The organism is Paenibacillus sp. FSL R7-0312 (genome assembly GCF_038004445.1).
Classification (GTDB): domain Bacteria; phylum Bacillota; class Bacilli; order Paenibacillales; family Paenibacillaceae; genus Paenibacillus_AQ.
Genome location: NZ_JBBORE010000001.1, coordinates 2,136,384 through 2,158,431, shown reverse-complemented (window position 1 = coordinate 2,158,431; position 22,048 = coordinate 2,136,384). Strand labels below are relative to the sequence as shown.

Here is a 22,048-nt window from a genome sequence, read left to right as displayed (position 1 = left end):
AGCACTCCCCAATCCGATATATTTATATATAAGAGTAACGCCAGCCTATCCTCCAGACGTTCTCATCGATCTAGTGTTGTATCAGTCGCAGCAGGCAGTAACCTCTGTCTTATTCAGTGACGCCAGCAGAGTATGTGAATCCGGCAGTCCATGCAGGACGGCCGTGATATGCGGCTTGCCCTCCACATTCAGGGAGTAATGCTTCCACTGCCCGCGTTTGCTCTCCTTCACCATCCCCTTATCCTTCAGTTTACGCAGATGCTGGCTGATTGCCGGCTGCGAGATCTCAAAGAGTTCGACGAACTCACAGACACACCATTCCCGCTCCTGCAGCAGTCCAAGCATCATCAGGCGGGTCTTGTCTCCCAGAAGCTTCAGGTCATCAGCCACCTCGTTAAGCTTATCCATCGCGGTTCAGCCTCCTCATTATATAAGCCAATTCTTATATACTAAAACAGTCCTATCAAAAGGACAAGAGGTAATATTTCAATTCTATAGTCACCCTGTTTTCAGGAATATTTTGACATTTAGCTATCAGAATTCCCCCACTTCTCTAAGTGGCGGGATGAATGTCAGCGGTCTTTCTCATAGACAAATACAACCTAAAATATTACAATAAAACTATTCAGTAGTATTCTGAAATAGGTTGTGATATCCGTAAAATTAGACACAAATAATCATTCAGTATTCTCTCTTCATTATCATCTTGTTCTAGTCGTGAAGTACCGCAGAAAAGTAATAGACGATGACATTTCGAATCGGTTACAAGAGATATTTGAGTCTATTCAGCCTAATTACAATATCACCCTGCAGGAATGGAAGCATGACAAGGATCATGTTCACATTCTAATGAAAGCTCACCCCAATAGCGATATTTCTAAATTTCTGAACGCTTATAAGAGTGCATCCTCCCGTCTAATTAAGAAAGAATTTCCTGTAATTCGTCAACAGCTGTGGAAGGAATATTTCTGGTCCAGAAGTTATTGTCTACTGACGATTGGCGGTGCGCCGATTGAAGTCATCCGGAAGTACATCGAATCTCAAGGTCAGAAATGAGGTGGGCAGGTGTTAAAGGCTTATAAGTATCGAATCCATCCCACCTATGAGCAAGAGCAGTACTTCACTAAAGTATTCGGCGCTGTTCGCTTCATCTACAATCGAATGCTTGCAGATAAGCTTGAACATTACAAGCAAACGGAAACGATGCTCCAAACGACACCTGCGCCATACAAAAAGGATTTTGCCTGGCTGAAAGAAGTGGATAGTCTAGCCTTAGCCAATGCCCAGCTTCACTTAGAGAAGGCTTATCAGAATTTCTTCCGTGAACCGAACGCGGGATTCCCAAAATTCAAGAGCAAGAAGAAGAATAGCCATAGCTTCACAACCAATAACCAGAAGGGAACCATTGCCATTACAGATGGAAGGATCAAAATTCCCAAACTAAAAACGAAAATCAAAATCAAGCTGCACCGTCCATTCGAGGGACGTATTAAATCATGCACCATTTCCAAAACACCCACGGGAAAATATTACGCTTCCGTATTGGTGGAAACGGATATCATCCCATTGCCCCCACTCGAGACGAAGATCGGTGTGGATCTGGGGTTGAAAGACTTTGCGATTCCTTCACATGGCGAAATCATACCGAATCCGAAGTACTTGCGGAAGTCTGAACAACGATTAGCCAAGCTGCAAAAGGACTTGTCACGAAAGAAGAAAGGGAGCCGTAACCGGTATAAAGCAAGGCTGAAGGTCGCCAGACTGCATGAAAAAATAGCGAATCAACGGAAAGACTTTTTGCACAAAACGTCCACCCAAATGATAAACGAAAACCAAGTGATCGTGATGGAGGACTTGCGTGTAAAGAACATGATGCAGAATCATAAGTTAGCCAAAGCCATATCCGAAGTGTCTTGGAGCCTGTTCAGAGACATGCTGACCTACAAAGCGAAATGGTACGGCAGAGAATTAATCATTGCCCCCAAACACTTTGCAAGCAGTCAATTGTGTTCCTGCTGTGGCTACAAAAATGCAGAAGTAAAGAACCTAGCCGTACGGGAGTGGTCCTGCCCTGCCTGTCATACGGAGCATGACAGAGACCGGAATGCGGCACTGAATCTTCTACAACTAGCCATGTAAATGGCCCTTAGCGGGTTAGGAACTAGCCTATAAGCTTGGGTAAACTTGGAGCAGTAGCTCTATTGACCAAGAAGCACCCACCTCTTAGGTGGTGTGTAGTTCACTACGCTTAAGTACTAACCTTCTCTGCCGGTTCATATGCTAGATTATGGGGAACGCAGCAGCTTCTTGGAGAGGAGATGCAGGTCCGAAGAGCCATCCTTGCCAGTGGATTGGAGGCCGGACCACCATGAGTACAGATCAGCTCATCGCATTGCTCGTTCTCATCATTATGATCGTACAGCTTGCTGTCAAAAAGGATAAATCCTGAGGACAGCAAACAGCCAAGTGGATCCGGGGTCATCCCGGTCCGCTTGGCTTTGTTTGGCTGGGCCGCTGATCCGGCCGGTTATTTCACATAAATGCGAATCTGACGCCATCCGTACGCTACCCCGTACCCGGTATCCGCTGCCGCTGCCATTCCGTTATCATCCAAGCGGCAGTAGCTTCCGGAATAAATTTCACTTACTAAAGTTGAGAAACATTATAAAGTATAGTAGAATGAGTACATGAAGAAGGGGGCGGATTAATATGTCCGAAGAGAAACAATTGATGGAAATAGGAATAAGCACGTTTTTGGAGACTACGCCTGATCCGGTAACCGGCAAGGCCATTAGCCATGCGGAGAGACTGCGCGAAGCCGTAGAAGAAATTGTGCTCGCTGACCAGGTGGGCCTGGACGTATATGGCATAGGTGAGCATCACCGGGCCGATTATGCAGGCAGTGCTCCGGCTGTGGTTCTTGCCGCAGCGGCAGCTACGACCAAGCGAATCAGACTGACCAGCGCTGTCAGCGTCTTGTCTTCAGATGATCCGGTCCGGGTGTACCAGGATTTTGCCACTCTGGATGGACTGTCGAATGGCCGGGCAGAGATTATGGCTGGCCGTGGCTCATTCATCGAATCCTTCCCGCTGTTTGGCTATAGCCTGGATGATTATGATGAATTGTTCGAGGAGAATCTGGAGCTGCTGCTGGCGATCCGCGCTTCCGAGAAGGTCACCTGGCGCGGCGGCCATCGCCCGGCGATTAATAACCTTGCCGTCTATCCCCGCGCCGTCCAGGATCCGCTTCCCGTCTGGGTGGCCAGCGGTGGCAATCCTGAATCCGCTGTGCGGGCCGGAACGCTTGGTCTTCCGATCGCTTTCGCGATCATTGGCGGCATGCCGGAACGCTTTGCTCCTCTCGTCGCCTTATACAAGGAGGCGGCTGTCCGCGCGGGACATAATCCAGACAAGCTGCAGATTGCCACGCACTCCCACGGCTTCGTAGGTGAAACTAACGAACAGGCAGCCGCCTTGTTCTACCCGTCCACCGCAGCCCAGATGAATGTCATCGGACGCGAACGGGGCTGGGGCGGAACCTATAACCGTGCGGCCTTTGACGATGCCCGCAGCCTGCGCGGCGCACTCTATGTCGGCGACGCTGAATATGTAGCCGAGAAGATCCTCCTGCTGCGCAAGAATCTTGGCGTGACCCGCTTCTTCCTGCATGTGAATGTAGGCACCATGCCGCACCGCGAGGTGCTGCGCGCCATTGAGCTATTGGGCACCAAGGTTGCCCCTATCGTGCATAAGGAATTAGCCCGTACCGGGGTTAAATAACTGATATTGTGACCCTAATACGCCAAAAACACTTCAGCGCTTAAACGGCTCTTGAAGTGTTTTTGGCGTATTCTTATACCTGTTAAATTAAAAGAAGCGGTATTACAGCGGACTTAGCAATTCATGCATCGCCGCTGCCACATCTGCCGCATTCGTAATCGGCAGGAAGTGATAGCCGTTGCCGATTATTTTCACATCCGCATCAGGGTGGGCAACCTTGAAAAGCTGCATTTTCTCCAGACTAAATTCATCCATACTCTCTTCTGCCAACAGCAATATCAAAGGAATATCAGCCGTTTGCTTCAGGCAATAATCGGTGGCAGTTACTTCCTTGCTCAGACGATTTAAGGCCTGTTCACGGCTATGGTGCATATAGGAATCACCCTGCAGGTAGAAGTTATTCATTAAATAGTCCTTGAATACTTGTCGTTCAGATTCAGCAAGCTTGTCCATCGCCAGGATGGTTTCATCCACTGCCTGCTCAAGCTCCTCCAGACTATCAATGACAGGTAACGTAATCTCCCCCTCATCCTCTTCCCTGTCCGCAAGGAAATAATATCCGCCATCGAGCAAAGTAAGTGACTTCACATAAGCAGGATACTCCGCATAAAAGGCCTCACATATCCATGCGCCGATAGAATTGCCTACGAGATGCGCTTCCGAAATCTGTAACTCATCCAAAATATCCTTAATCTCCTGCACAAAAGCTCCAATATCAGCATCGGCCCGATCCTCACGGTTATGACCCGGCAGGTCAATGGCGATGATCCGAACAGTCTCCATTTGTGCAGCCAGAGGAGCATATATTTCCTTTCGTTCACCCAGCGCCGGGAGCACCACTAGCGTTTGACCGTTGTTCTCCGCATTGTAGACCATATACTGTTCCATTGTTCTTCCTCCAGCCCTGCGATACTCCCTTACTGCACCAGCGCCTCAATCACTGGATAAGAAATCAGACTCCGGTCTCTATAGGTTGCAGGAATCACATCACTTTGTGAGCTTAGAATTCCATTTTGCAGGAGTACGGCTTTGAAGCCTCTCTCCAGAGCCCCGTTATAGGTGAACAGTACGCAGTGCTCAGCGGCATATCCCGAGAGAATCAGCAGATCAATGCCCTGCTCCAGCACAATCTGCTCCAGGTCCGTCTTCCAAAAAGCATTCGAATATTCCTTCGTCACTCTAAGATCTGTCTCCTTAATTTCGATTCCGGGAATGATATTGAACTTCGCTTCCTCTGAAGGCTGCATACCCTCAATGTCCTGAACATGAATCACGGTATGATCTTTGGAACGCAGCAGTTCTGCAGCATAGTTAATATACTCGCAGGCCTTATCGATTACTTTCTGTTCCACCTTGCCCAAATGCACCTCTTGCAGATCAATAATCAGCAAACCGATTTTCATCCATTCTTCCTCCCTGTGAGCTAAATAAAAGAAACTTCACATCATCCTTTCAATTGTACAATATGCTCTGACTCATCCGATATTTATTTTTTGACAGCTCCAGTTGCCATCACCATGAACGGACAGCGGAAGCCGCACCACCGATACGCTTACGCCCTGCGAAGCCATTGCAAGCGCCGTTTCAGCGAGAGATAGAAGGATAACTTATCATGTGAAACATAAAATTTGTATATTTACAAAAAAACTCCCGATAATGTTGTGCATTATCGGGAGTACGCCTGTTGATTAGCCAAAATAAGTAGCAAAGAAATCGCTCATTCCGTAAATCTTCTACACCTCTGCAGATCTCCGCAATGTGGCGGCCTCAAGAAAAAGTCTACTACGTTTCCATAACCATAATTTAGCTAATCAACAGAACTCAATTTGGGATGAATCTGAGTGGGTTTATTCTTTGACGCCGCCAAGCGCTACGCCCGCGATAATGTAACGGGACAACAGGAAGTAGACTACGAACAGCGGTAAAGCTGTCAGCGCCAGCCCCATATAGATCGAGCCGAACGACGTCTTGTATATATCCCCGCGCAGCAAGCTGACCATAATCGGCATCGTATACTTCTCTTTCTGGGTAAGCAGGATGAGCGGCATGAACAGGTTGTTCCAGTTGCCCACGAAGGCGAAGATCGCCTGTGTCGCCACAGCCGGAGCCATCAGCGGCAGGATAATCCGGTTAAAGGTTTTGAACTCACTCGAGCCGTCTACCCGCGCGGCTTCAACGATCTCTATCGACAGCGTGGCCAGCAGATACTGGCGCATAAAGAATACCACCGCCGGTGCGGCAATTGCCGGAAGAATTAGCGGAAGGAAGCTATTGGTCCAATGAATTTTATACATGAACTGATAGAATCCGATGGCGCTGGCCTGGGAAGGAATCATCATTACACACAAAATAAAGGTAAAGAATGCCCCGCGCAGCTTCCAGCTATAAGTCACAAGACCATAAGCCGTCAGGGAGGAGAAATAGACCGTTAAGAGAGTAGCTGAAGAAGAGATAACAAATGAGTTGATAAACCCCTGAATCGGATCGAAGCTCTTTTCAAGCAGCACCTTCAGATTGTCCATCATATGGGATGAAGGAAACAATGAGATACCGCTTTGAATTTCTGCTGAAGAACGGGTGGCGTTTACAAACATGATCCAAAACGGAAGGACGCTGAGCACCGCCAGACAGATACAGACGATATAGATAATCGTCTTGTTTATCTTCCGGGTGACGTTTCCGCCTTTTTGATTATTGTCCATGTGCTACGCCCCCCTTTTGGCTGCTCTTGGTGGATTTCCGGTGCATTTTTTCGATTTTTTTAAGTCTTGCCGCGTCACGGTCACGCATTAGATAGAACACAAATGCAGACAATATCCCTGAAATCAAGAACATAATCATGCTCGCAGCAGCAGCACGATTGTACAAATAGCTTCCCTTAAAGGCTTGCCCATAAATGAACATGGACGTGGTAAGCGTAGAGTCATCCGGTCCGCCCGCAAGGAAGAGCTGTGGAATATCAAACATGGTCAAACCACCGACCATCGATGTAATCAGTGTGAATAGTAGAATTGTACGTAAACTTGGCAGCGTGATCTTGAAGAACGTCTGAACTCCGTTTGCACCGTCAATCGATGCAGACTCGAAGAGCGCGGGATTGATACCCATAACACCTGCGATCAGAATGATCATGGTGTTCCCGTACCACATCCAGAACTGGATGAACGCCACAATGCCCCGCGCTGTCGTCTTATCCTGAAGGAAGTAGATCGGAGCGTCGGACCAACCCATCATTTCAAAGAAACTGTTTACTGGACCCATTGGATAGCCAAACAGAGTACTGAAAAGCAAGGCGATTGTACCCGCAGTAATAATATTAGGCATATACAGCAGAACCTTGAAGAAACCTTGTCCTTTTATTTTGAGACGCTGGTTCGTAAACCATGCAGTAAGCAAGAGTGCAAGAAGAATTTGGGGAACGAAGTTGACAATCCAGAGTATCCCGGTGTTAATCAGAGATTTTCGGAAAGAGGCGTTACTAAGGATCAAATCTTTGAAATTCTGAAAAGGATTATCCAAAATATGTATTGGTTTTGGTATTAATCCCTGCAAATCGGTGAACCCGATGAATGCGGTGTATAAAATAGGATACAGCGAGAAGATCAGAAATGCCAAAACAAACGGAAACGTAAAAATATAGCCAAATTTAGAGTAGTTCACACCATTGCGGCGCATGCTCTCACCCCTTTAGTTGATATGAAGGGGCGGGATGACTCCCCCGCCCCTTCGATTGCTTTTTATTCGCTATCGATATTCAGTTGATCTTTGACTTGCTGTTTGAAGGTTTCGATCGCTTTAGCACGGTCTTTGTTGCCTGCAGTATATTCGCGTACTTGATCACGCCAGAGCTTGTTGATCGTTTCGTCGAATGCAGTCAAGTTCTTACCGGAAGCGTTGGCATTAGCTGGAACAAAGATATCGAAAATGTTCTGTCCGCCAACCAATTCCAAATCACCTTTAGATTTATCCATAACAACGGAGGAAGCAACACTGTCCTTCGCACCTTGCTCGCCAGCTTTCATTGTTCCGTTAGCCCAGGAGTACTGGAGTCCGGTTTCAGAGGTGTCGAGTGTTACCCACTTGATAAAGTCGGCAACGGCTTGTTTCTTGGCTTCGTCCTTGACTACATCTTTGTTAGCGATCAACCAAGTGCCTCCCCAGAAGAAGCCTGTTGGTGATTCAGTAACTGCCCAGTCACCCTTTGTTTCTACTGCATGTTCGCTTAACGTATAGTTAATGAGCCACGCAGGACCGAAGAAGCCGAAGACCGGTTTTGCACCAGTACCGTTCATATCAGCGAACCAGGCTTCTTGCCAGTCTGTCGTATCGTTGTAATAGTCATTGTCTTTCAGCTTCTTGGAAAGATCGAGGAACTCTTCGCGCTTCGGATCAATATGCAGCTTGCCATCGACAATCCAGCCTTTATCAGAACTGTTCTCGACCGCGTGCCAGAGATCCCCATCTCCAGAAACTGCGGCATATCCTTTAGCTTTCAGCTTTTCTGCTGCACTGAAGAACTTATCCCAGCCTGGACCAATTTCATTCTTGATCGTAGCCGGGTCATCTGTTCCAAATACATCCTTGGCAAGCGAGCGGCGATAGATAAAGGCTCCGCCTGTCGCCTGATAGCCAAGACCTTTCAGCTGGCCGTCTTTGCTGCCGATATCAACAGAATATTGAGCGATACCTGCGTCCTTAACCATTTGATCAGTAAGGCCCAGGTCAGCATAATTGGCGGCAAAAGTGGATGCATCGCCTTGTGTATATTTGAGTACGAATGCCCCTTCAGTAGCGTAAATATCTGGTGCATCTTTTCCGCCAGCGGCCAGCGCCTGGTCAAGAGCAGGCTGATAGGCTCCATCTGTAGTTGCAACAATCGTAGTTTTGAATTCCACATTCGCTTCAGGATGTAGCTCCATGTACTTCTTGGTCATGTTTGGAATCTCGTCCGTGAAGCTCCAGAGATTGATAGTAACTTTCTCACCAGATCCTGCTGCTGGAGCAGTTGTAGCCTCTGTAGCAGTATTAGCTGCTGGAGCAGTTGTTGCGTTTGCGCCGGATGAGCTTGAATTATTATTGCCTCCACACGCTGCCAGAGCAGATGACATCAAAACCAGTGTAGAGATCCCCGCTAGAACACGCTTCATACTTTTCATACTTTGCCTCCCCTTTTATATTCAATCCTCGGTTTTATGTAACCGCATTCATATTATATTGCCAGACGCTCTCAGACATAAGGACCCCTCATTGGGAAAAATACCACTATTTTTGGGTCCTGTCCCAAAAAGACATAAAAAAAGACACCCGGGCATTGCTGCCTTAGTGTCCCGATTATAAAAATCTTAATTGAAGGACTACAGCCTGTTGTCCGGAGATGCCTTCATCTGTAGTATTCTTTTCAAAAGCAATCCGTCACTAGGGTAATACACTCCATAACGCGCAAAGATTCTTGGATATAAATTAACTATTATTGTTCTCAGATTTATAATCATAAATAGCAACGGAAGATAATAATTACCTTCACTGCCAATTCCAAGCGTCAAGTAGATAATCCCCATTACAACAATCTGTAACATTACTCCGCCGAGAGCAAAAATATAAATATTGTTCCCGGGATATTCACACTCCAAATCTGTCTCCAGTCTCCTATGAGCGCTACCAGTACCCCCGCTTTATTTGACGGCTCGATCATGGATAATATTCAAAAGCATGCGTCTCCCTCTTTGCTCACAGTTCTATTTCCATGACCGCTTTATTTAGAGTATTCACCCTATATATTTGAACTACGTACCTGCTTCATCTATCCGGTTAACCACCTCGATTACTTCTTCCTCCAGAGCAAGTTTAATATGCACTTCTTCATTTAGAAACGAATTTTCGCTTATAATAAGAGAAGAAGGAATACCGAAAAAGCAGGAGCGTGTACAATGAATTTAAAAGAAAAGTTGATAGCAATCACAGAAAATGGCTACCAGGCACCTCCCGACACTTTCCAGTTGGCACAAGAAATGATACATAACATCGGTTCTGTGGATGCTGAGCTGCGTGATGATCTGATTTATACGACCTTATCCCATTGGATTCCCGGTCATTCTCTAACTGCATACGAGCTGGAACAACTTCTGCCTGTTATTTTGGATACACAGCACTTGCACTTTAAGCTTGGCGAAAATAATACAGACTCGGTCTTCACCCGTTCTTTCTCAATGCTGGTCATACCGCTCATCCTTATGAGACACCGTGAATCCCCCTTTCTCTCAAGTGAACAAATTCATCAGATCAAAGAGAAAGTATTGTACAGTATACAAGAAGAACGGGATTACCGCGGGTATGACGAGGAAAAAGGCTGGGCTCATGCCATCGCTCATGGGGCAGATGCCTTGGACGATCTGGCTCAATGTTCCGAACTGGATAACAAAGACCTCTTAACCATCCTCAAATTGGTTTACGACAAGATCACCATCACAGACCGGATTTACTCCGATGGTGAGGATGAGCGAATGGTAAGATCCGTCATTAGTATTCTAAACAGAAAAATACTTAGTCAGACTTATGTAGAGCAATGGATTCAAAGTTTTGCTGATATAGAGAAAAATCCGGAATTCCTTCCTGCCTTTAAGCAAAAAAATAATATAAAAAACTTTTTGAAAAGTTTATACTTCCGTGTTAAATTTTACAAAACAGATGCCAATCTATGCCCGACTATTGAGCAAACCTTATATAAAATAGAAACCGTGTATTATTCTTAATTAAAATCGCAGATCAATGAAACTGTATGGCCTGTAGCGCGATTAAGTTAGACGAAGTACGACACCTCAGTGGCTAAATCTTCAATTTCATTTAAATAATTCTGTAAGTAAGATTTATAGTTACAAAACGAAAATCCCGCCTTGTTTTGCTCATAAAACGGTCTGGATAATTCCGGCTTAAAGATCACCTCACTAAATTCTTTTTGAAGTTGTTCACAATCCATTCCGGGATTAGATTTTTCCAGTTCGATACTTCACATCATTAACTCTTCCTTTAGAAAGCTGAATTAATTCTTTCTGGATTTGAGATATCTGTTCCGTATTCCATTGATCAATGATGCGTTCAAATATCCACCAAATCCATTCTCTATCGTCACTATTATGTATAAATACATTTTTTATATATGGAATAAGCGGATCGCCAATTTCTCTTAACAACCGCGAGACCTTGTCAGCACCCGGCCAATTCAAATCCTGGATCCAAATAAGCAGTTCCGGCAATATACTCTTCACACGGGGATATCCTATATTTAGGATTACTTCAGCAGCTCCATCCCAATGCCCTTTCGAGAGAGGCTGTAATAATAGATGGAGTTCATCATCATTAACATACTGCAGCTTTTTTATTGCATTCTCTCTCTCTTCCACAGGTGTATCCCAATCCAGCTTTTGAATTAAAATATTTATGTCCTCCAAGTAACGTCACCCACTTTGCATTTATCATATCTCAAACGGAAACCGCAGTATGGACTACAAGACGACTCTTCAAGTTCCCTCCTGTTGTAACTACGGCTTCTCCAACCGCACAATCCCCTTGCTCACTGCGGATCATGATGCACTCTTCCAAATTGCTTTTCCCCACTCCTAATCCAGTATTTTCTTCATAACGATTTGTCTCACGTACATCTCTCACGCCTTCCGAGCAGTGGGCGAGTAAAATACGTCACTATGCATATGCTGAATTTTGTCCCAGTTACCAGGATTGGTCGTGTCTGGAGAGCGGTGCTCCAGGATGGCTTGAGATAGTACGGTTTTCTCTTCCAAATGGGCAACATGCTGTTTGGCTTCTTCGAGCTTAGCGAGCGCCGCTTCTTTATGCTTCATCATGAGTGCGGCGCGTTGCGGAATGGTCGAATCTCCTTCGAGACAGAGATCTACGTACATTTTTATGACTAAGTCGCCTTGACTTCGTGTAACACGAAGGCTATTATCGTTTGAACATTAGGAGGAATTACAATGCAAACCGTAACCTTAAACAATGGTGTGAAAATGCCGGTCATCGGCTTTGGTGTCTACCAAGTTCCGAATGCTGAAGAATGTGAGAATGCGGTATATGAAGCCCTGATGGCCGGTTACCGCCTGATCGACACTGCCGCCGGTTATCTGAACGAGGAAGCGGTCGGACACGCGCTCAAGCGCAGCGGTGTGCCGCGTGAGGAGCTGTTCATCACGACCAAGCTTTGGGTTCAGGATGCCGGTTACGAGAGTGCCAAGCTGGCGTTTGCCAAATCCTTAAAAAAGCTGCAGCTCGACTATCTCGATCTATACCTTATTCACCAGCCGTTCGGCGATTATTACGGCGCTTGGCGTGCAATGGAAGACCTGTACCGCGAAGGCAAGATCAAGGCGATCGGTGTCAGCAATTTCCTGCCCGACCGTCTGATGGACCTCATCGTGCATAACGAAATTGTGCCCGCGGTCAACCAGGTTGAAACACATCCGTTCTACCATCAAATTGAGAGTGCCGCTTTTATGAAAGAGCAGGGAGTACAGCACCAGTCGTGGGCCCCGTTTGCTGAAGGACTTAACAACCTGTTCGGCAATGAAATACTGACCTCCATCGCAGACAAACATAACAAGTCCGTAGCCCAGGTCGTGCTTCGCTGGCTTGTTCAGCGTGGAGTTGTGGCTATTCCAAAATCGGTGCGCAAAGAGCGGATCGCCGAAAACTTCAACATTTTTGATTTTGAACTGAGCGCCGACGATATCGAACAAATTTCCACTCTCGATAAGCAGCAAAGTCTTTTCTTATCGTACCGCGATCCGGAAGTCGCCAAGATGATGGGCAACTGGAGAGTCGATCTGTAATAAGCAATATAACGTTAGGGCTCGGAAAATAATATTTAACTAGCCACAGTTATTAAAACAGCGGTAGCCATGGACGAGAAATAAAGTCCTAGACTACCGCTGTTTTCGGTCCTTGACGCCGCACCCAAGGAGGCGGCCGCCTCCTGCGTTGATCGAACTCGATCTCGCTTCCTTGCAAAGTGTTGGCGTCATGGCAACGGAAACTCAAATAAAATCATGCTCGAACTGTAGGAGTCAACGGTCATCTGACCGTTTGGTAAACGAGACCTATGGCTCCAGAATCAAATGTCTTATTTTCGATAAGGTTGAGATTGATTTTTTCCTTTAGACCTTGGAATAACGGTAACCCGCTGCCGATCAGGACGGGAGAAACTGTGATTTTATACTCATCGATCAAATCAAGCTGCATTAGGTAATGGGCTAACCTAGGACTGCCGAGAATGACCATATCCTTGCCGGCCTGTTGCTTAAGGTTCCTGATCTCTTCCTCGACATTTTCTTTCACCAATCTGGAATTGTTCCATTCGACTTTCTCCAGGGTCGTAGAAAAAACGATTTTGGTTGTCTTTTCGATCCACTCGGCATGGTTCAGCTCATATTGCGAAGAGGATGGATCCGAAGGCACTGATGGCCAATAACTGTACATCATCTGATAAGTCCCCCGCCCCCAAATAACAGTGTCGGCAGTACTGAGAATTTCTTTTGCGTGGTTCTCCAAATCAGCATCGTAGGAAATCCAGCCAATATCCATTTCCCCCTTCGGTCCTTCCACAAAACCGTCAAGCGATGCGTGCAGAAATAGAACAAGTTTTCTCATTTTCAATTCTCCTTTGTTCATCAGGGATATCTGCATTATTAATCAACTACATTTTAGCTTTTAAAATTAACTACATTTTAGCATAATTTAACTCGTGTTGTTTTTCTTATGGATTGTTGACTTTGAGTCGGCTTCCCCTTATATTATGATTAACTTAAGTTAATTTATTTACTACGGTAAATCTAATTTCCGGAGGTCTTCTCATGATCAATAGGCTGTCTAAGGGCCTTGAAACTGTAACGTTTAAGCTTTGGTTGCTCTTTCTATTAATGTCTCAATCTATTTATGCCATTATGCAGAGCTATTCGATTCCACGAATATGCCAAGAAGCTGGCGGTCTCCTGATCTTTGATATGAATCCTTTGGGGTATACTTATGAATATGCGCATAAATTTCTATCACAGTTATCTGAAGAAGGTTATACCCTCTATCTGCATGTGCAGTTACCCCTCGATATTTTGTTTCCTATTCTAAATGGCTTGACTGGATTATCTACTTTCATTTTGCTGCTTCGTCTATATAATAAGGTGAAGAATACATCTGCATCATCTATATATTCCTCTTTTTCAAAAGCCGCTTTAGCCCTTCCGCTGGTTGCCATGTTATTTGATTACCTGGAGAACATCATGATCTTCATGATGCTTTCGTACAAAGCGGCAGTTCCAATAATCCTTGTTTATGCAGCAAGTACTTTTACAATTATCAAAAGCATATCAACTTTAGTATTTTATATTGTGGTTATCGCTATCTTACTAGTAAACGGTGCAGCCTGGATTAGAAGCAGGTCCAAGAAGGAGCAAACGGATGGAGAATTTCGGGATTAGAGAAAAAAAGGCGGCTCTTCTGAGGGTTTCTATTCTGGAGGAGATGCTTCGTCTGCTGACAATGAAAAGTATTAATGATTTAACCCTGGAAGAACTGTGTTCTAACATTAATACAACTAAAGTAACTTTTTTCAAAAACTTTAGCTACAAAGAGCAGGTACTAGATTACTTCATATGTAAGTGGCTTTATGATAGAAGCTTTGATATCCACCGCAAAAGGCATCCAGGTGAAGCAGGATTGTATAAAGTATTTCAATCGATTTGTGATGATACGGTTCCCGGCAAAAAAATCATGATATCACTCATTCAATATTATAGTAAGCTTACCGAAAAACCACCCGCTATCGAGCCTTCACAGTACGAGTATTATCTGTTTAATAAGGAAGCATTTGACCAACAGGTAGAGCCGCTGAGCCTGCAGCAGGTTTTTAACTACCATCTTTCGGAGATAAAAACGATACCTCCTTCTCAGTACAATGAATTAGTAAGTCAATTATTCGCTTTAATGTATGGAGTGCCCATTCAAACGCACATTATGGAACTTGATAATATGTACCCCTTCTATGAGGCAGGTATCAAGAGGATTATAGGGGAATCGTCTTAAAAACAAAGACCGCCGGCTTTGCTGTCACAGGTTTTTTTAACATTCCGAACGGATATGAGTGATGGATTCCAACCTACAAAATTCACTTGTGATGCATATCATCTCCAAATTTATCCATTACACTTATGCTCTTGGTTAAAGTACTTCTATTCAGGAGGTTTTGTGAACATGGAGAATATCCGTGTAATTGAGATTCCACCTCTGACAGTCGTTAATTCGGGAAGCATATCAGATACGGAGGATTTCGAAGCGTTTGACCAATGGTGGTCTTCTGTCGATGTGAAGCATTACATTACGCCCCGTGACTTTATGTGGTATAACATCAAAAAGGGTTACTTGGAATGGTTTTTTGCGCTTCCGGTAGGATACAAAGATACAGGTGGATACGAAGTAGTCGATTTCCCTGGGGGATTATATGCAGTTGCAACTTCGAAAGACGCAGAGGAAGCGGCCATCCAGGAAACTAAAGCATCCATTCGCTCGTGGGTTGAGACAAGCCAGTGCTTCGAAATATCAACAAGTGACAATGATTCAGCTGAACGTTACGTTATGACCCATGTTGTTACACCCAAAATATTCAAAGAGAATATGGGCTATCATCTATCTGATATATTCGTGCCGATTGTAGCGAAATGACAACACAGGCCACGTATTGCTTTCACTAAACGTCTGGTAACCTTCGTTCCCATGATCTCAACCAATCGCAAAAAAAGTCCCGATGATTTAAGATATCATCGGGACTTTTTGGTGGGTATTCAATGGGCCTATTCAACTTCTAGGACCAACTATTTTGTAAAGACACTAACTTAATGGTCTGAGTTCTTACATTATTCTTCAGGTACCAACTTTAATTGTTGTTCGTTGAAATAAAGTTCTAGACTGCCGCTGCTGTTTCAGCCTGTTATTGAACTAACATTCTCCAGTTAGCGTAACGGTTAGTTAATCGAACTCTCAGGTAACATTTGATTTCGACGGAAAGTGATTGTTCCTAATGTTAAATCAACAGAAACTCTACTACTTCAGCCTTCAGCGTTTCGTGAAATTGCACGCGATCAAAGCCAGGCGGGTCTTGCGAGGGGGGGAAAGCTGGTGAAAGCATCTCAGCTGGGAAAGGAGTCAGGAAGGAATAATGTCCGGCATTCTCTACCGTCCGATAGCGAATCATTTGCGGTTCAGCAACACTATTCATGATGATCTGTGCGTGAAAAGGAGGTGTGTAAGGGTCTTGCTCGGCATCCAACATGAGAATGGGGAGCCGAACGTTGCTTAATGCTCCCTCATTACGGAACCAAACGGACGCCGGGGCTAGTAAAATCAGGGACCGGATGCGTGAATCATAAGGAACATCGATCTGCTGCGGCTTCCCATCCGGGCTCTCAGTAGGGAAGGAGGTCGGGATGCCGCCAGCTGCTGCAAGCGCGGTGTACCCCCCCATGGAATGCCCGATGACCGAATGGCCTCCCGGCTGGAGAAGCCCCTTAAACCTCTCATCTTCAAAAAACCAGTCGGCTGCCATGCGAAGGTGCCGGGGGCGATAGGTGAGGTTTTGGACAGTACCTTCCAAACTATTATCGTTGCGGTTATTGAATGGATGTTCGAGCAGGCCAACGATAAAGCCGCTGCGCGCCAAATGCCGAGCGAGCGACCGGTACACAAGCGGTGAACCGCCTGTACCGTGTGAAATGAGGACCATCCTAAATTCCCCATCCAACGGCGCTGCATCTCTGGCCACCTCCAACGAGTACGGCCCCATCCTATCAGTCTGTTCCGGTGCATCTGTCGGATACATCACGATCATGGGAACGGTCACCCTCAATGCGTTGTCGGTAATTTGTACCTCGCAGCAACCTGCATATACTTCAACAATGTCTTCTATTTTGTTCATCCTGATCTCTTCCTCTCCTTGAGCTACATACTCCTAATATGGCGAGCCAACGGGAATATATATGTCTACTACCGAATCCTCGTTCATCGGTCCTAGATATCGATGGTCATAACGCACAAACTCCGGGTATTTCGTACGAACGCTGCCTGACTGGGGTAACCATGTTTCATAAATGTACTGGACCGTATCGTTGAGTCTCGATAATGTCCCCTTATGAGTAAAAACCGCATAAGTTACCACTGGGAGCAGCTTAGCGACCATTCCCAAGGGAACTGCACTCTCCTCGCTAGCCACCTCGACACAAGCGATATACGTGATTTCCCATTGCCTACCTGTAAGTTCAATGACCGCATAAAATATGTCTTCCGTATCCGGCTTTCGCTCAATTTCAAACAAACGCTGCCTAAAGCTCCGCCATAGCTTTCCGACCTCGTCCGAATTGACACCCGGTATTGACATGCCGACCAGATTCAGCTTATTCAGGCAAACAAAAGCTGGCACTAGGGAAACGCTCTTATTCAAATGCTGTAGCCCCACTTCATCCAAAGGAAGCTTCTCCATTGCCCGGAACAGCGTGTCTTTCATGTCCCTTTGCTTTCGAAATTGTCCAGGCGAGATGGAGAACATTTTCCAAAAGGCTCGGGCGAAGGATTCCTGAGACTCGAATTGGTACAATATGGCAATATCTATGATCCTTTGATTGGTATAAAATAAATCGTATGCTGCTTGTGTCAATCTCCGCTTGCGTATGTACTCCGAGACGGAGTTTCTCGTAACCGATAGGAAGATCCGGTGAAAATGGTACGGCGAATAGCCCGCAGCCTCCATAACCTTGTTGCTTAAGCTCTCTTCGGTCAGATGATCCTCAATATAGGTAATGGCCTTGATTACCAAATCCTTATAATCCACTTGAATACCTCCATATCGATATACTCACTTTACGACAGATGGAACGCTCTGTTTTGATATTTTTTGCGGAATTTCACTTTACTCAACAGCTAACACTACTTTCCAAGCATAGATAGTTTCCTGATCAGTCACACTCTTCGGTTCGCAAAAAGAGCGACCTCTGGCAATTGCTCAGTCTCGCTGGTTTTACACAAATTTGCCCGTCCCTCGGTTAATGATGCATCGTTAGTCTAAAACTTTATTTTTTAGTCTATCATTAAATATTCCCACTAATATATTTAGTAGAATTAGTATTTACAAAATAGTTTTTTATAGAACAAAAAAAGCGGCACAAAAAGAGGGATGCACCTTTCGTACACCTTGCTCTTCTTGTGCCGCATGGCTAGAAGCGATACCGTTACCGTCCATAATGGTTGACGACCGTAACTACTCCCATTTGAAATTTTTATAAAACCAGTTACTAACATTAATGTTCAGTTACTAACATTAATGTCTCTGAACAATCACCATGACGCCAATTCCCTCATTTATTCAACAGTAACACTCTTAGCCAAGTTTCTTGGCTTATCAACATCATGACCCAGAGCCAATGAGGCGTAGTAAGCCAGCAGTTGCAGCGACACTACGGACAGTGCAGAGGTCAGCAGCGGCAGGGTCTGAGGAATCACGAACACCTGGTCAACGGATCTGAGCAGATCGTTTTTGTGTTCTTCATGAGTGATGGCCAGCACATGTGCTCCGCGGGCCTTCACTTCTTTGATGTTGCTGACGGTCTTCTCAAGCACGAATTCCTGGGTTGCCAGGGCAATGACAGGAACGCCTTCTTCGATCAGCGCCAGTGTACCATGCTTCAGTTCACCCGCAGCATAAGCTTCGGAGTGAATGTAGGAGATTTCTTTCAGCTTCAGCGATCCTTCTTGGGCGACTGCGTAATCTACGCCGCGGCCGATGAAGAAGAGGTGCTTATGCTCAGCGATTTGCTCGGCGTAAGCTTTAATCGCGTCTTTCTGAGCCAGGATTACTTCTACTTGCTCCGGCAGGGACTGCATAGCTGCCAGAATCTTAGCCACTTCTGGTTCAGACTGGGTGCCGCGTACTTCAGCCAGGTACAGACCCAGCAACGTGAATGCGATCAACTGGGAAGTATAAGCTTTGGTCGAAGCTACAGCGATTTCTGGACCAGCCAGTGTTACCAGTACACTGTTAGCTTCCCGGGCAATAGAGCTGCCTACCACGTTAGTGATTGCCAGAACATGGGCTCCGTTGGCTTGACCTTCGCGAAGAGCAGCCAGTGTATCGGCAGTTTCACCGGATTGGCTGACTACGATAACCAGTGTTTCCGGAGTCACGATTGGCGCACGGTAACGGTATTCGGAAGCAATGTCATTCTCTACCGGAATACGTACCAGGGACTCAATCAGGTTACGACCTACGAGACCAGCATTATAAGCAGTACCGCAAGCGACGATCTGAATGTTCCGGATGTTCTTAATTTGTTCTTCAGTCAGGTTAAGCTCAGGCAGAATGACTTTGTTGCCTGCAGCATTCATGCGTCCGCGCATTGTATCGCGGTAAGCCTTTGGCTGCTCGTGGATTTCTTTCAGCATGAAGTGCTCATAACCGCCTTTTTCTGCGGTAACAGCATCCCAATCGACAGTAATCATTTCCCGAGAAATAAAGTTGCCTTCAATCGTCATGAGTTCGACAGCATCCCGTGTCAATACAGCCATTTCGCCGTCGTTCAGAATATATACGTTGCGGGTATATTCCAGCAGAGCAGGAATATCAGACCCGATAAAGTTCTCGCCTTCTCCAAGACCGATAATCAGCGGACTGGCCTGACGTACAGCTACCAGTTTATCCGGTTCATATTCAGTCAGAACACCCAGCGCGAACGCACCGCGCATATAAGTGATCGCTTTTTGCACAGCCTTCACGATATCCCCATTGTATTCACGCGCAATCAGATGGGAGATAACTTCGGTATCTGTTTCGGAAGAGAAATTAGCTCCTCCAGCAATCAGTTCTTCCTTGAGATCCAGATAGTTCTCAACAATCCCGTTATGAACTACGGAGAATTTGTGGGTGTTATCTGTGTGCGGATGAGAGTTCTCATCGGATGGCTTGCCGTGTGTTGCCCAGCGGGTGTGGCCAATTCCTGCGCTTCCAGTCAGTGGAGTTGCTTCGAGACGGGATTCCAGGTTCGCCATACGGCCCTGTGCTTTTACAACCTGCAGACCTTCCTTAGTGAATACGGCAATACCTGCGGAATCATACCCGCGATACTCCAGCTTCTTCAAACCCTCGACCAAGATCCCCTGCGAATTCTGATTACCAATATATCCCACAATACCACACATTATATTTTCCTCCGTCCAATTTTTCGTAGTAAGGGCGGCCATGAGGAAAGAAACGTGCCGTGCGGCATGTTTTGAAGAAAAGCAAATATGTTGTTGTCATTTACAGATCAACAAAATAACCTGTCACTTGCATCTATAGTCACGAAAATGCACAGTCTTCTCCTCTGCCGTGGCAGAACCATCTGCGTTTCCTGCATGCGCATACCCATGATTTGTACATTTCAATTGGCACCCACAGGAGCGTTGTGTGAGAGGTCGCCCTCGCATTTTCCGCTTCCATTTACGGCTCTGGTGCATCACCGGGAGGTCCCCGCCGAACATTTCGAACACCTCCACCTCGTCAGCTTACATCTGCCGTGATCCGTTCAGGCCGTTCTGCCCTTAATGGCAGCTTCCAGTCTTCCCTTCTCCCCCGCGCAAGATCAAGCTCTGGCGCTTGCATTGCTTCAACCTTACTATCCTCGCTTTCCTTCTGGAATGACACTTAGTCTATTATATGCACCTTACATCGTTTTGGCAATGATGCGGCAAAGAAAACCTTTTTCATCCATTTCAATTGAAAACATCGTCCACATTAAAGGTTCAGCCGGTGAACGAATATTACTCCTCCGTCCCACCGGCTGCCCATTTTACTTTATTAGTGTAATTACACCAGCTCGCGCTGCACCACTTCAACAATCTGTCCTACAAAAAGATCAAGCTCAGCCTTATCCGGTCCTTCCGCCATTACACGGATCAGCGGCTCGGTTCCCGAAGGACGCACCAATACACGCCCGTTGTCGCCTAGCTTGCCTTCCACTTCTATGATCGCAGCTTCAATTGCCGGATTGTTCGGATAATTGGTTTTGTCCTGCACACGCACATTTACCAGTACCTGCGGATATTTGGTCATCATGGACTTCAGTGTGCTAAGCTTTTTGCCGGAACTCTTCATGGTATTGACCAGTTGAATCGCCGTCAGAATACCGTCACCTGTCGTATTGTAGTCCAGGAAGATTACATGGCCGGATTGTTCTCCGCCCAGGTTATAACCGCCACGGCGCATTTCTTCCATGACATACCGGTCGCCGACAGCAGTCTTCGCCGTATTCAGCGATAATTTCTCTGTCGCTTTGTAGAATCCGATATTGCTCATTACTGTAGATACAATTGTACCGTCTTTCAGCTTCCCTGCACGATTCATGGCATCCCCGCAAATGCAGAGGATAAAGTCACCGTCAACCTCATCGCCGTTCTCATCGATAGCAATCAGGCGGTCGGCATCGCCGTCAAATGCGAGTCCCAGGTCCGCCCCGTGACGCAGTACTTCCGCACGCAGGGTCTCCGGATGCGTGGAACCGAATCCATCATTAATGTTAAGCCCGTCCGGCTCTGCACCGATGGAGATTACTTCGGCTCCCAGCTCTCTGAACAGCCGTGGTGCCAGCTCATAAGCAGCGCCGTGCGCACAGTCCAGTACTACCTTAATGCCCTTGAAGTTCTGGTCGATCGTCGTTTTCAAATATTCCAGATACAGATATTTGGCATCATTATCTACCTGGAGCGTACCGAGACCCGATCCGACCGGACGCGGCAGCTCATCCTGCTCGGCATCCATCAGTTCTTCAATACGCAGCTCTGTTTCATCAGTCAATTTGAAGCCGTCTCCGCCAAAAAACTTAATCCCGTTATCTTCCACGGGGTTATGCGAAGCTGAAATCATGACGCCGGCATCCGCCTTGAGCAATCTTGTAATATAAGCAACCGCAGGTGTAGATACTACACCCAGGCGGACTACATCCGCACCAATGGACAATAACCCGGCAATCAGTGCCGATTCCAGGAGCGGACCAGAAATCCGTGTATCCATCCCAATTACGACCTTAGGCTTTTCCACATTTCCTGCCAGTACATATCCACCGCAGCGTCCAATGCTGTAGGCCATCTCCGCTGTTAATTCACGGTTTGCGACACCGCGTACGCCATCTGTTCCGAAATACTTACCCATCTTTTTTCTCCTTCTAATACGCTGCTTCAGCTTAATAAATTATAG

Annotated in this window: 21 protein-coding genes and 1 pseudogene; 8 read left to right on the top strand and 14 right to left on the bottom strand. The window is 46.1% G+C overall.

Annotated elements, in window-relative coordinates:
* Positions 1-81: 81 nt before the first annotated feature.
* On the bottom strand, positions 82-408 hold the full coding sequence (locus tag MKX70_RS09545; RefSeq protein ID WP_340839949.1) for an ArsR/SmtB family transcription factor: 327 nt from the start codon (positions 406-408) through the stop codon (positions 82-84).
* 243 nt (positions 409-651) lie between these two features.
* Here MKX70_RS09545 and tnpA point away from each other — a divergent pair, with 243 nt between their 5' ends.
* The 3 genes from tnpA (at position 652) to MKX70_RS09530 (ending at position 3,780) form a co-directional block, all read left to right on the top strand.
* A complete protein-coding gene (gene tnpA / locus MKX70_RS09540; protein WP_340841640.1) occupies positions 652-1,056 on the top strand; it encodes an IS200/IS605 family transposase in 405 nt (134 codons plus the stop codon).
* A gap of 9 nt (positions 1,057-1,065) precedes the next feature.
* Positions 1,066-2,139 carry an IS200/IS605 family element RNA-guided endonuclease TnpB gene (gene tnpB, locus MKX70_RS09535; protein ID WP_340839948.1) on the top strand — a complete coding sequence of 358 codons (1,074 nt, stop codon included), beginning with the start codon at positions 1,066-1,068 and terminating at the stop codon, positions 2,137-2,139.
* Positions 2,140-2,709: 570 nt separating this feature from the next.
* Positions 2,710-3,780: an LLM class flavin-dependent oxidoreductase gene (locus MKX70_RS09530; protein WP_340839947.1), complete on the top strand. Its 1,071-nt coding sequence runs from the start codon at positions 2,710-2,712 to the stop codon at positions 3,778-3,780.
* Between the two features lie 102 nt (positions 3,781-3,882).
* Here MKX70_RS09530 and MKX70_RS09525 read toward each other — a convergent pair whose 3' ends face one another.
* The 5 genes from MKX70_RS09525 to MKX70_RS09505 form a co-directional block, all read right to left on the bottom strand.
* Entirely contained in the window at positions 3,883-4,668 is a 786-nt protein-coding gene (locus tag MKX70_RS09525; protein ID WP_042239861.1) for an alpha/beta fold hydrolase, read from the bottom strand.
* Between the two features lie 29 nt (positions 4,669-4,697).
* On the bottom strand, positions 4,698-5,183 hold the full coding sequence (locus tag MKX70_RS09520; protein WP_042239863.1) for a cysteine hydrolase family protein: 486 nt from the start codon (positions 5,181-5,183) through the stop codon (positions 4,698-4,700).
* Between the two features lie 444 nt (positions 5,184-5,627).
* Positions 5,628-6,482 (bottom strand): carbohydrate ABC transporter permease, encoded by an 855-nt coding sequence (locus MKX70_RS09515; protein WP_340782132.1) that lies wholly within the window; start codon positions 6,480-6,482, stop codon positions 5,628-5,630.
* On the bottom strand, positions 6,472-7,455 hold the full coding sequence (locus tag MKX70_RS09510; protein ID WP_042239867.1) for a carbohydrate ABC transporter permease: 984 nt from the start codon (positions 7,453-7,455) through the stop codon (positions 6,472-6,474). The genes MKX70_RS09515 and MKX70_RS09510 overlap by 11 nt, the downstream gene beginning before the upstream one ends.
* A 62-nt stretch (positions 7,456-7,517) precedes the next feature.
* Positions 7,518-8,936: an ABC transporter substrate-binding protein gene (locus MKX70_RS09505; RefSeq protein ID WP_081956711.1), complete on the bottom strand. Its 1,419-nt coding sequence runs from the start codon at positions 8,934-8,936 to the stop codon at positions 7,518-7,520.
* 771 nt (positions 8,937-9,707) lie between these two features.
* On the opposite strand from MKX70_RS09505, the gene MKX70_RS09500 reads away from it, so the two are divergent.
* The gene (locus MKX70_RS09500) at positions 9,708-10,529 is read left to right on the top strand and encodes a DUF2785 domain-containing protein (RefSeq protein ID WP_340782127.1); all 822 of its coding nucleotides are present in this window, start codon (positions 9,708-9,710) and stop codon (positions 10,527-10,529) included.
* Positions 10,530-10,760: 231 nt separating this feature from the next.
* Here MKX70_RS09500 and MKX70_RS09495 read toward each other — a convergent pair whose 3' ends face one another.
* From MKX70_RS09495 to MKX70_RS09485, 3 genes and pseudogenes are all read right to left on the bottom strand, one after another.
* A complete protein-coding gene (locus tag MKX70_RS09495; RefSeq protein WP_340839946.1) occupies positions 10,761-11,225 on the bottom strand; it encodes a DUF5071 domain-containing protein in 465 nt (154 codons plus the stop codon).
* Positions 11,226-11,256: 31 nt separating this feature from the next.
* The gene (locus MKX70_RS09490; RefSeq protein ID WP_340839945.1) at positions 11,257-11,391 is read right to left on the bottom strand and encodes a macro domain-containing protein; all 135 of its coding nucleotides are present in this window, start codon (positions 11,389-11,391) and stop codon (positions 11,257-11,259) included.
* Between the two features lie 47 nt (positions 11,392-11,438).
* Positions 11,439-11,702: pseudogene (locus MKX70_RS09485) on the bottom strand (MerR family transcriptional regulator); the annotation flags it as partial.
* Positions 11,703-11,765: 63 nt separating this feature from the next.
* Here MKX70_RS09485 and MKX70_RS09480 point away from each other — a divergent pair.
* Entirely contained in the window at positions 11,766-12,617 is an 852-nt protein-coding gene (locus tag MKX70_RS09480) for an aldo/keto reductase (protein ID WP_340839944.1), read from the top strand.
* Between the two features lie 241 nt (positions 12,618-12,858).
* Here MKX70_RS09480 and MKX70_RS09475 read toward each other — a convergent pair whose 3' ends face one another.
* Positions 12,859-13,434, bottom strand: a complete 576-nt coding sequence (locus MKX70_RS09475) for a dihydrofolate reductase family protein (protein WP_042239874.1) — start codon at positions 13,432-13,434, stop codon at positions 12,859-12,861.
* 203 nt (positions 13,435-13,637) lie between these two features.
* Here MKX70_RS09475 and MKX70_RS09470 point away from each other — a divergent pair, with 203 nt between their 5' ends.
* The 3 genes from MKX70_RS09470 to MKX70_RS09460 all read left to right on the top strand — a co-directional run bounded on the left by MKX70_RS09470 (position 13,638) and on the right by MKX70_RS09460 (position 15,498).
* The gene (locus MKX70_RS09470) at positions 13,638-14,258 is read left to right on the top strand and encodes a hypothetical protein (protein ID WP_340839943.1); all 621 of its coding nucleotides are present in this window, start codon (positions 13,638-13,640) and stop codon (positions 14,256-14,258) included.
* The gene (locus MKX70_RS09465) at positions 14,239-14,862 is read left to right on the top strand and encodes a hypothetical protein (RefSeq protein WP_042239875.1); all 624 of its coding nucleotides are present in this window, start codon (positions 14,239-14,241) and stop codon (positions 14,860-14,862) included. The genes MKX70_RS09470 and MKX70_RS09465 overlap by 20 nt, the downstream gene beginning before the upstream one ends.
* 168 nt (positions 14,863-15,030) lie before the next feature.
* Positions 15,031-15,498, top strand: a complete 468-nt coding sequence (locus tag MKX70_RS09460; protein ID WP_042239877.1) for a GyrI-like domain-containing protein — start codon at positions 15,031-15,033, stop codon at positions 15,496-15,498.
* Between the two features lie 358 nt (positions 15,499-15,856).
* Here the strand turns inward: MKX70_RS09460 and MKX70_RS09455 are convergent, their stop codons facing one another.
* The 4 genes from MKX70_RS09455 to glmM all read right to left on the bottom strand — a co-directional run bounded on the left by MKX70_RS09455 (position 15,857) and on the right by glmM (position 22,003).
* On the bottom strand, positions 15,857-16,747 hold the full coding sequence (locus MKX70_RS09455) for an alpha/beta hydrolase family protein (protein ID WP_042239879.1): 891 nt from the start codon (positions 16,745-16,747) through the stop codon (positions 15,857-15,859).
* Between the two features lie 33 nt (positions 16,748-16,780).
* A complete protein-coding gene (locus MKX70_RS09450; RefSeq protein ID WP_042239881.1) occupies positions 16,781-17,656 on the bottom strand; it encodes a GyrI-like domain-containing protein in 876 nt (291 codons plus the stop codon).
* Between the two features lie 527 nt (positions 17,657-18,183).
* Positions 18,184-20,016, bottom strand: a complete 1,833-nt coding sequence (gene glmS, locus MKX70_RS09445) for a glutamine--fructose-6-phosphate transaminase (isomerizing) (RefSeq protein ID WP_340839941.1) — start codon at positions 20,014-20,016, stop codon at positions 18,184-18,186.
* 646 nt (positions 20,017-20,662) lie between these two features.
* Positions 20,663-22,003, bottom strand: coding sequence for a phosphoglucosamine mutase (gene glmM, locus MKX70_RS09440; protein ID WP_042239885.1), 1,341 nt, complete (start codon positions 22,001-22,003; stop codon positions 20,663-20,665).
* Positions 22,004-22,048: the final 45 nt, after the last annotated feature.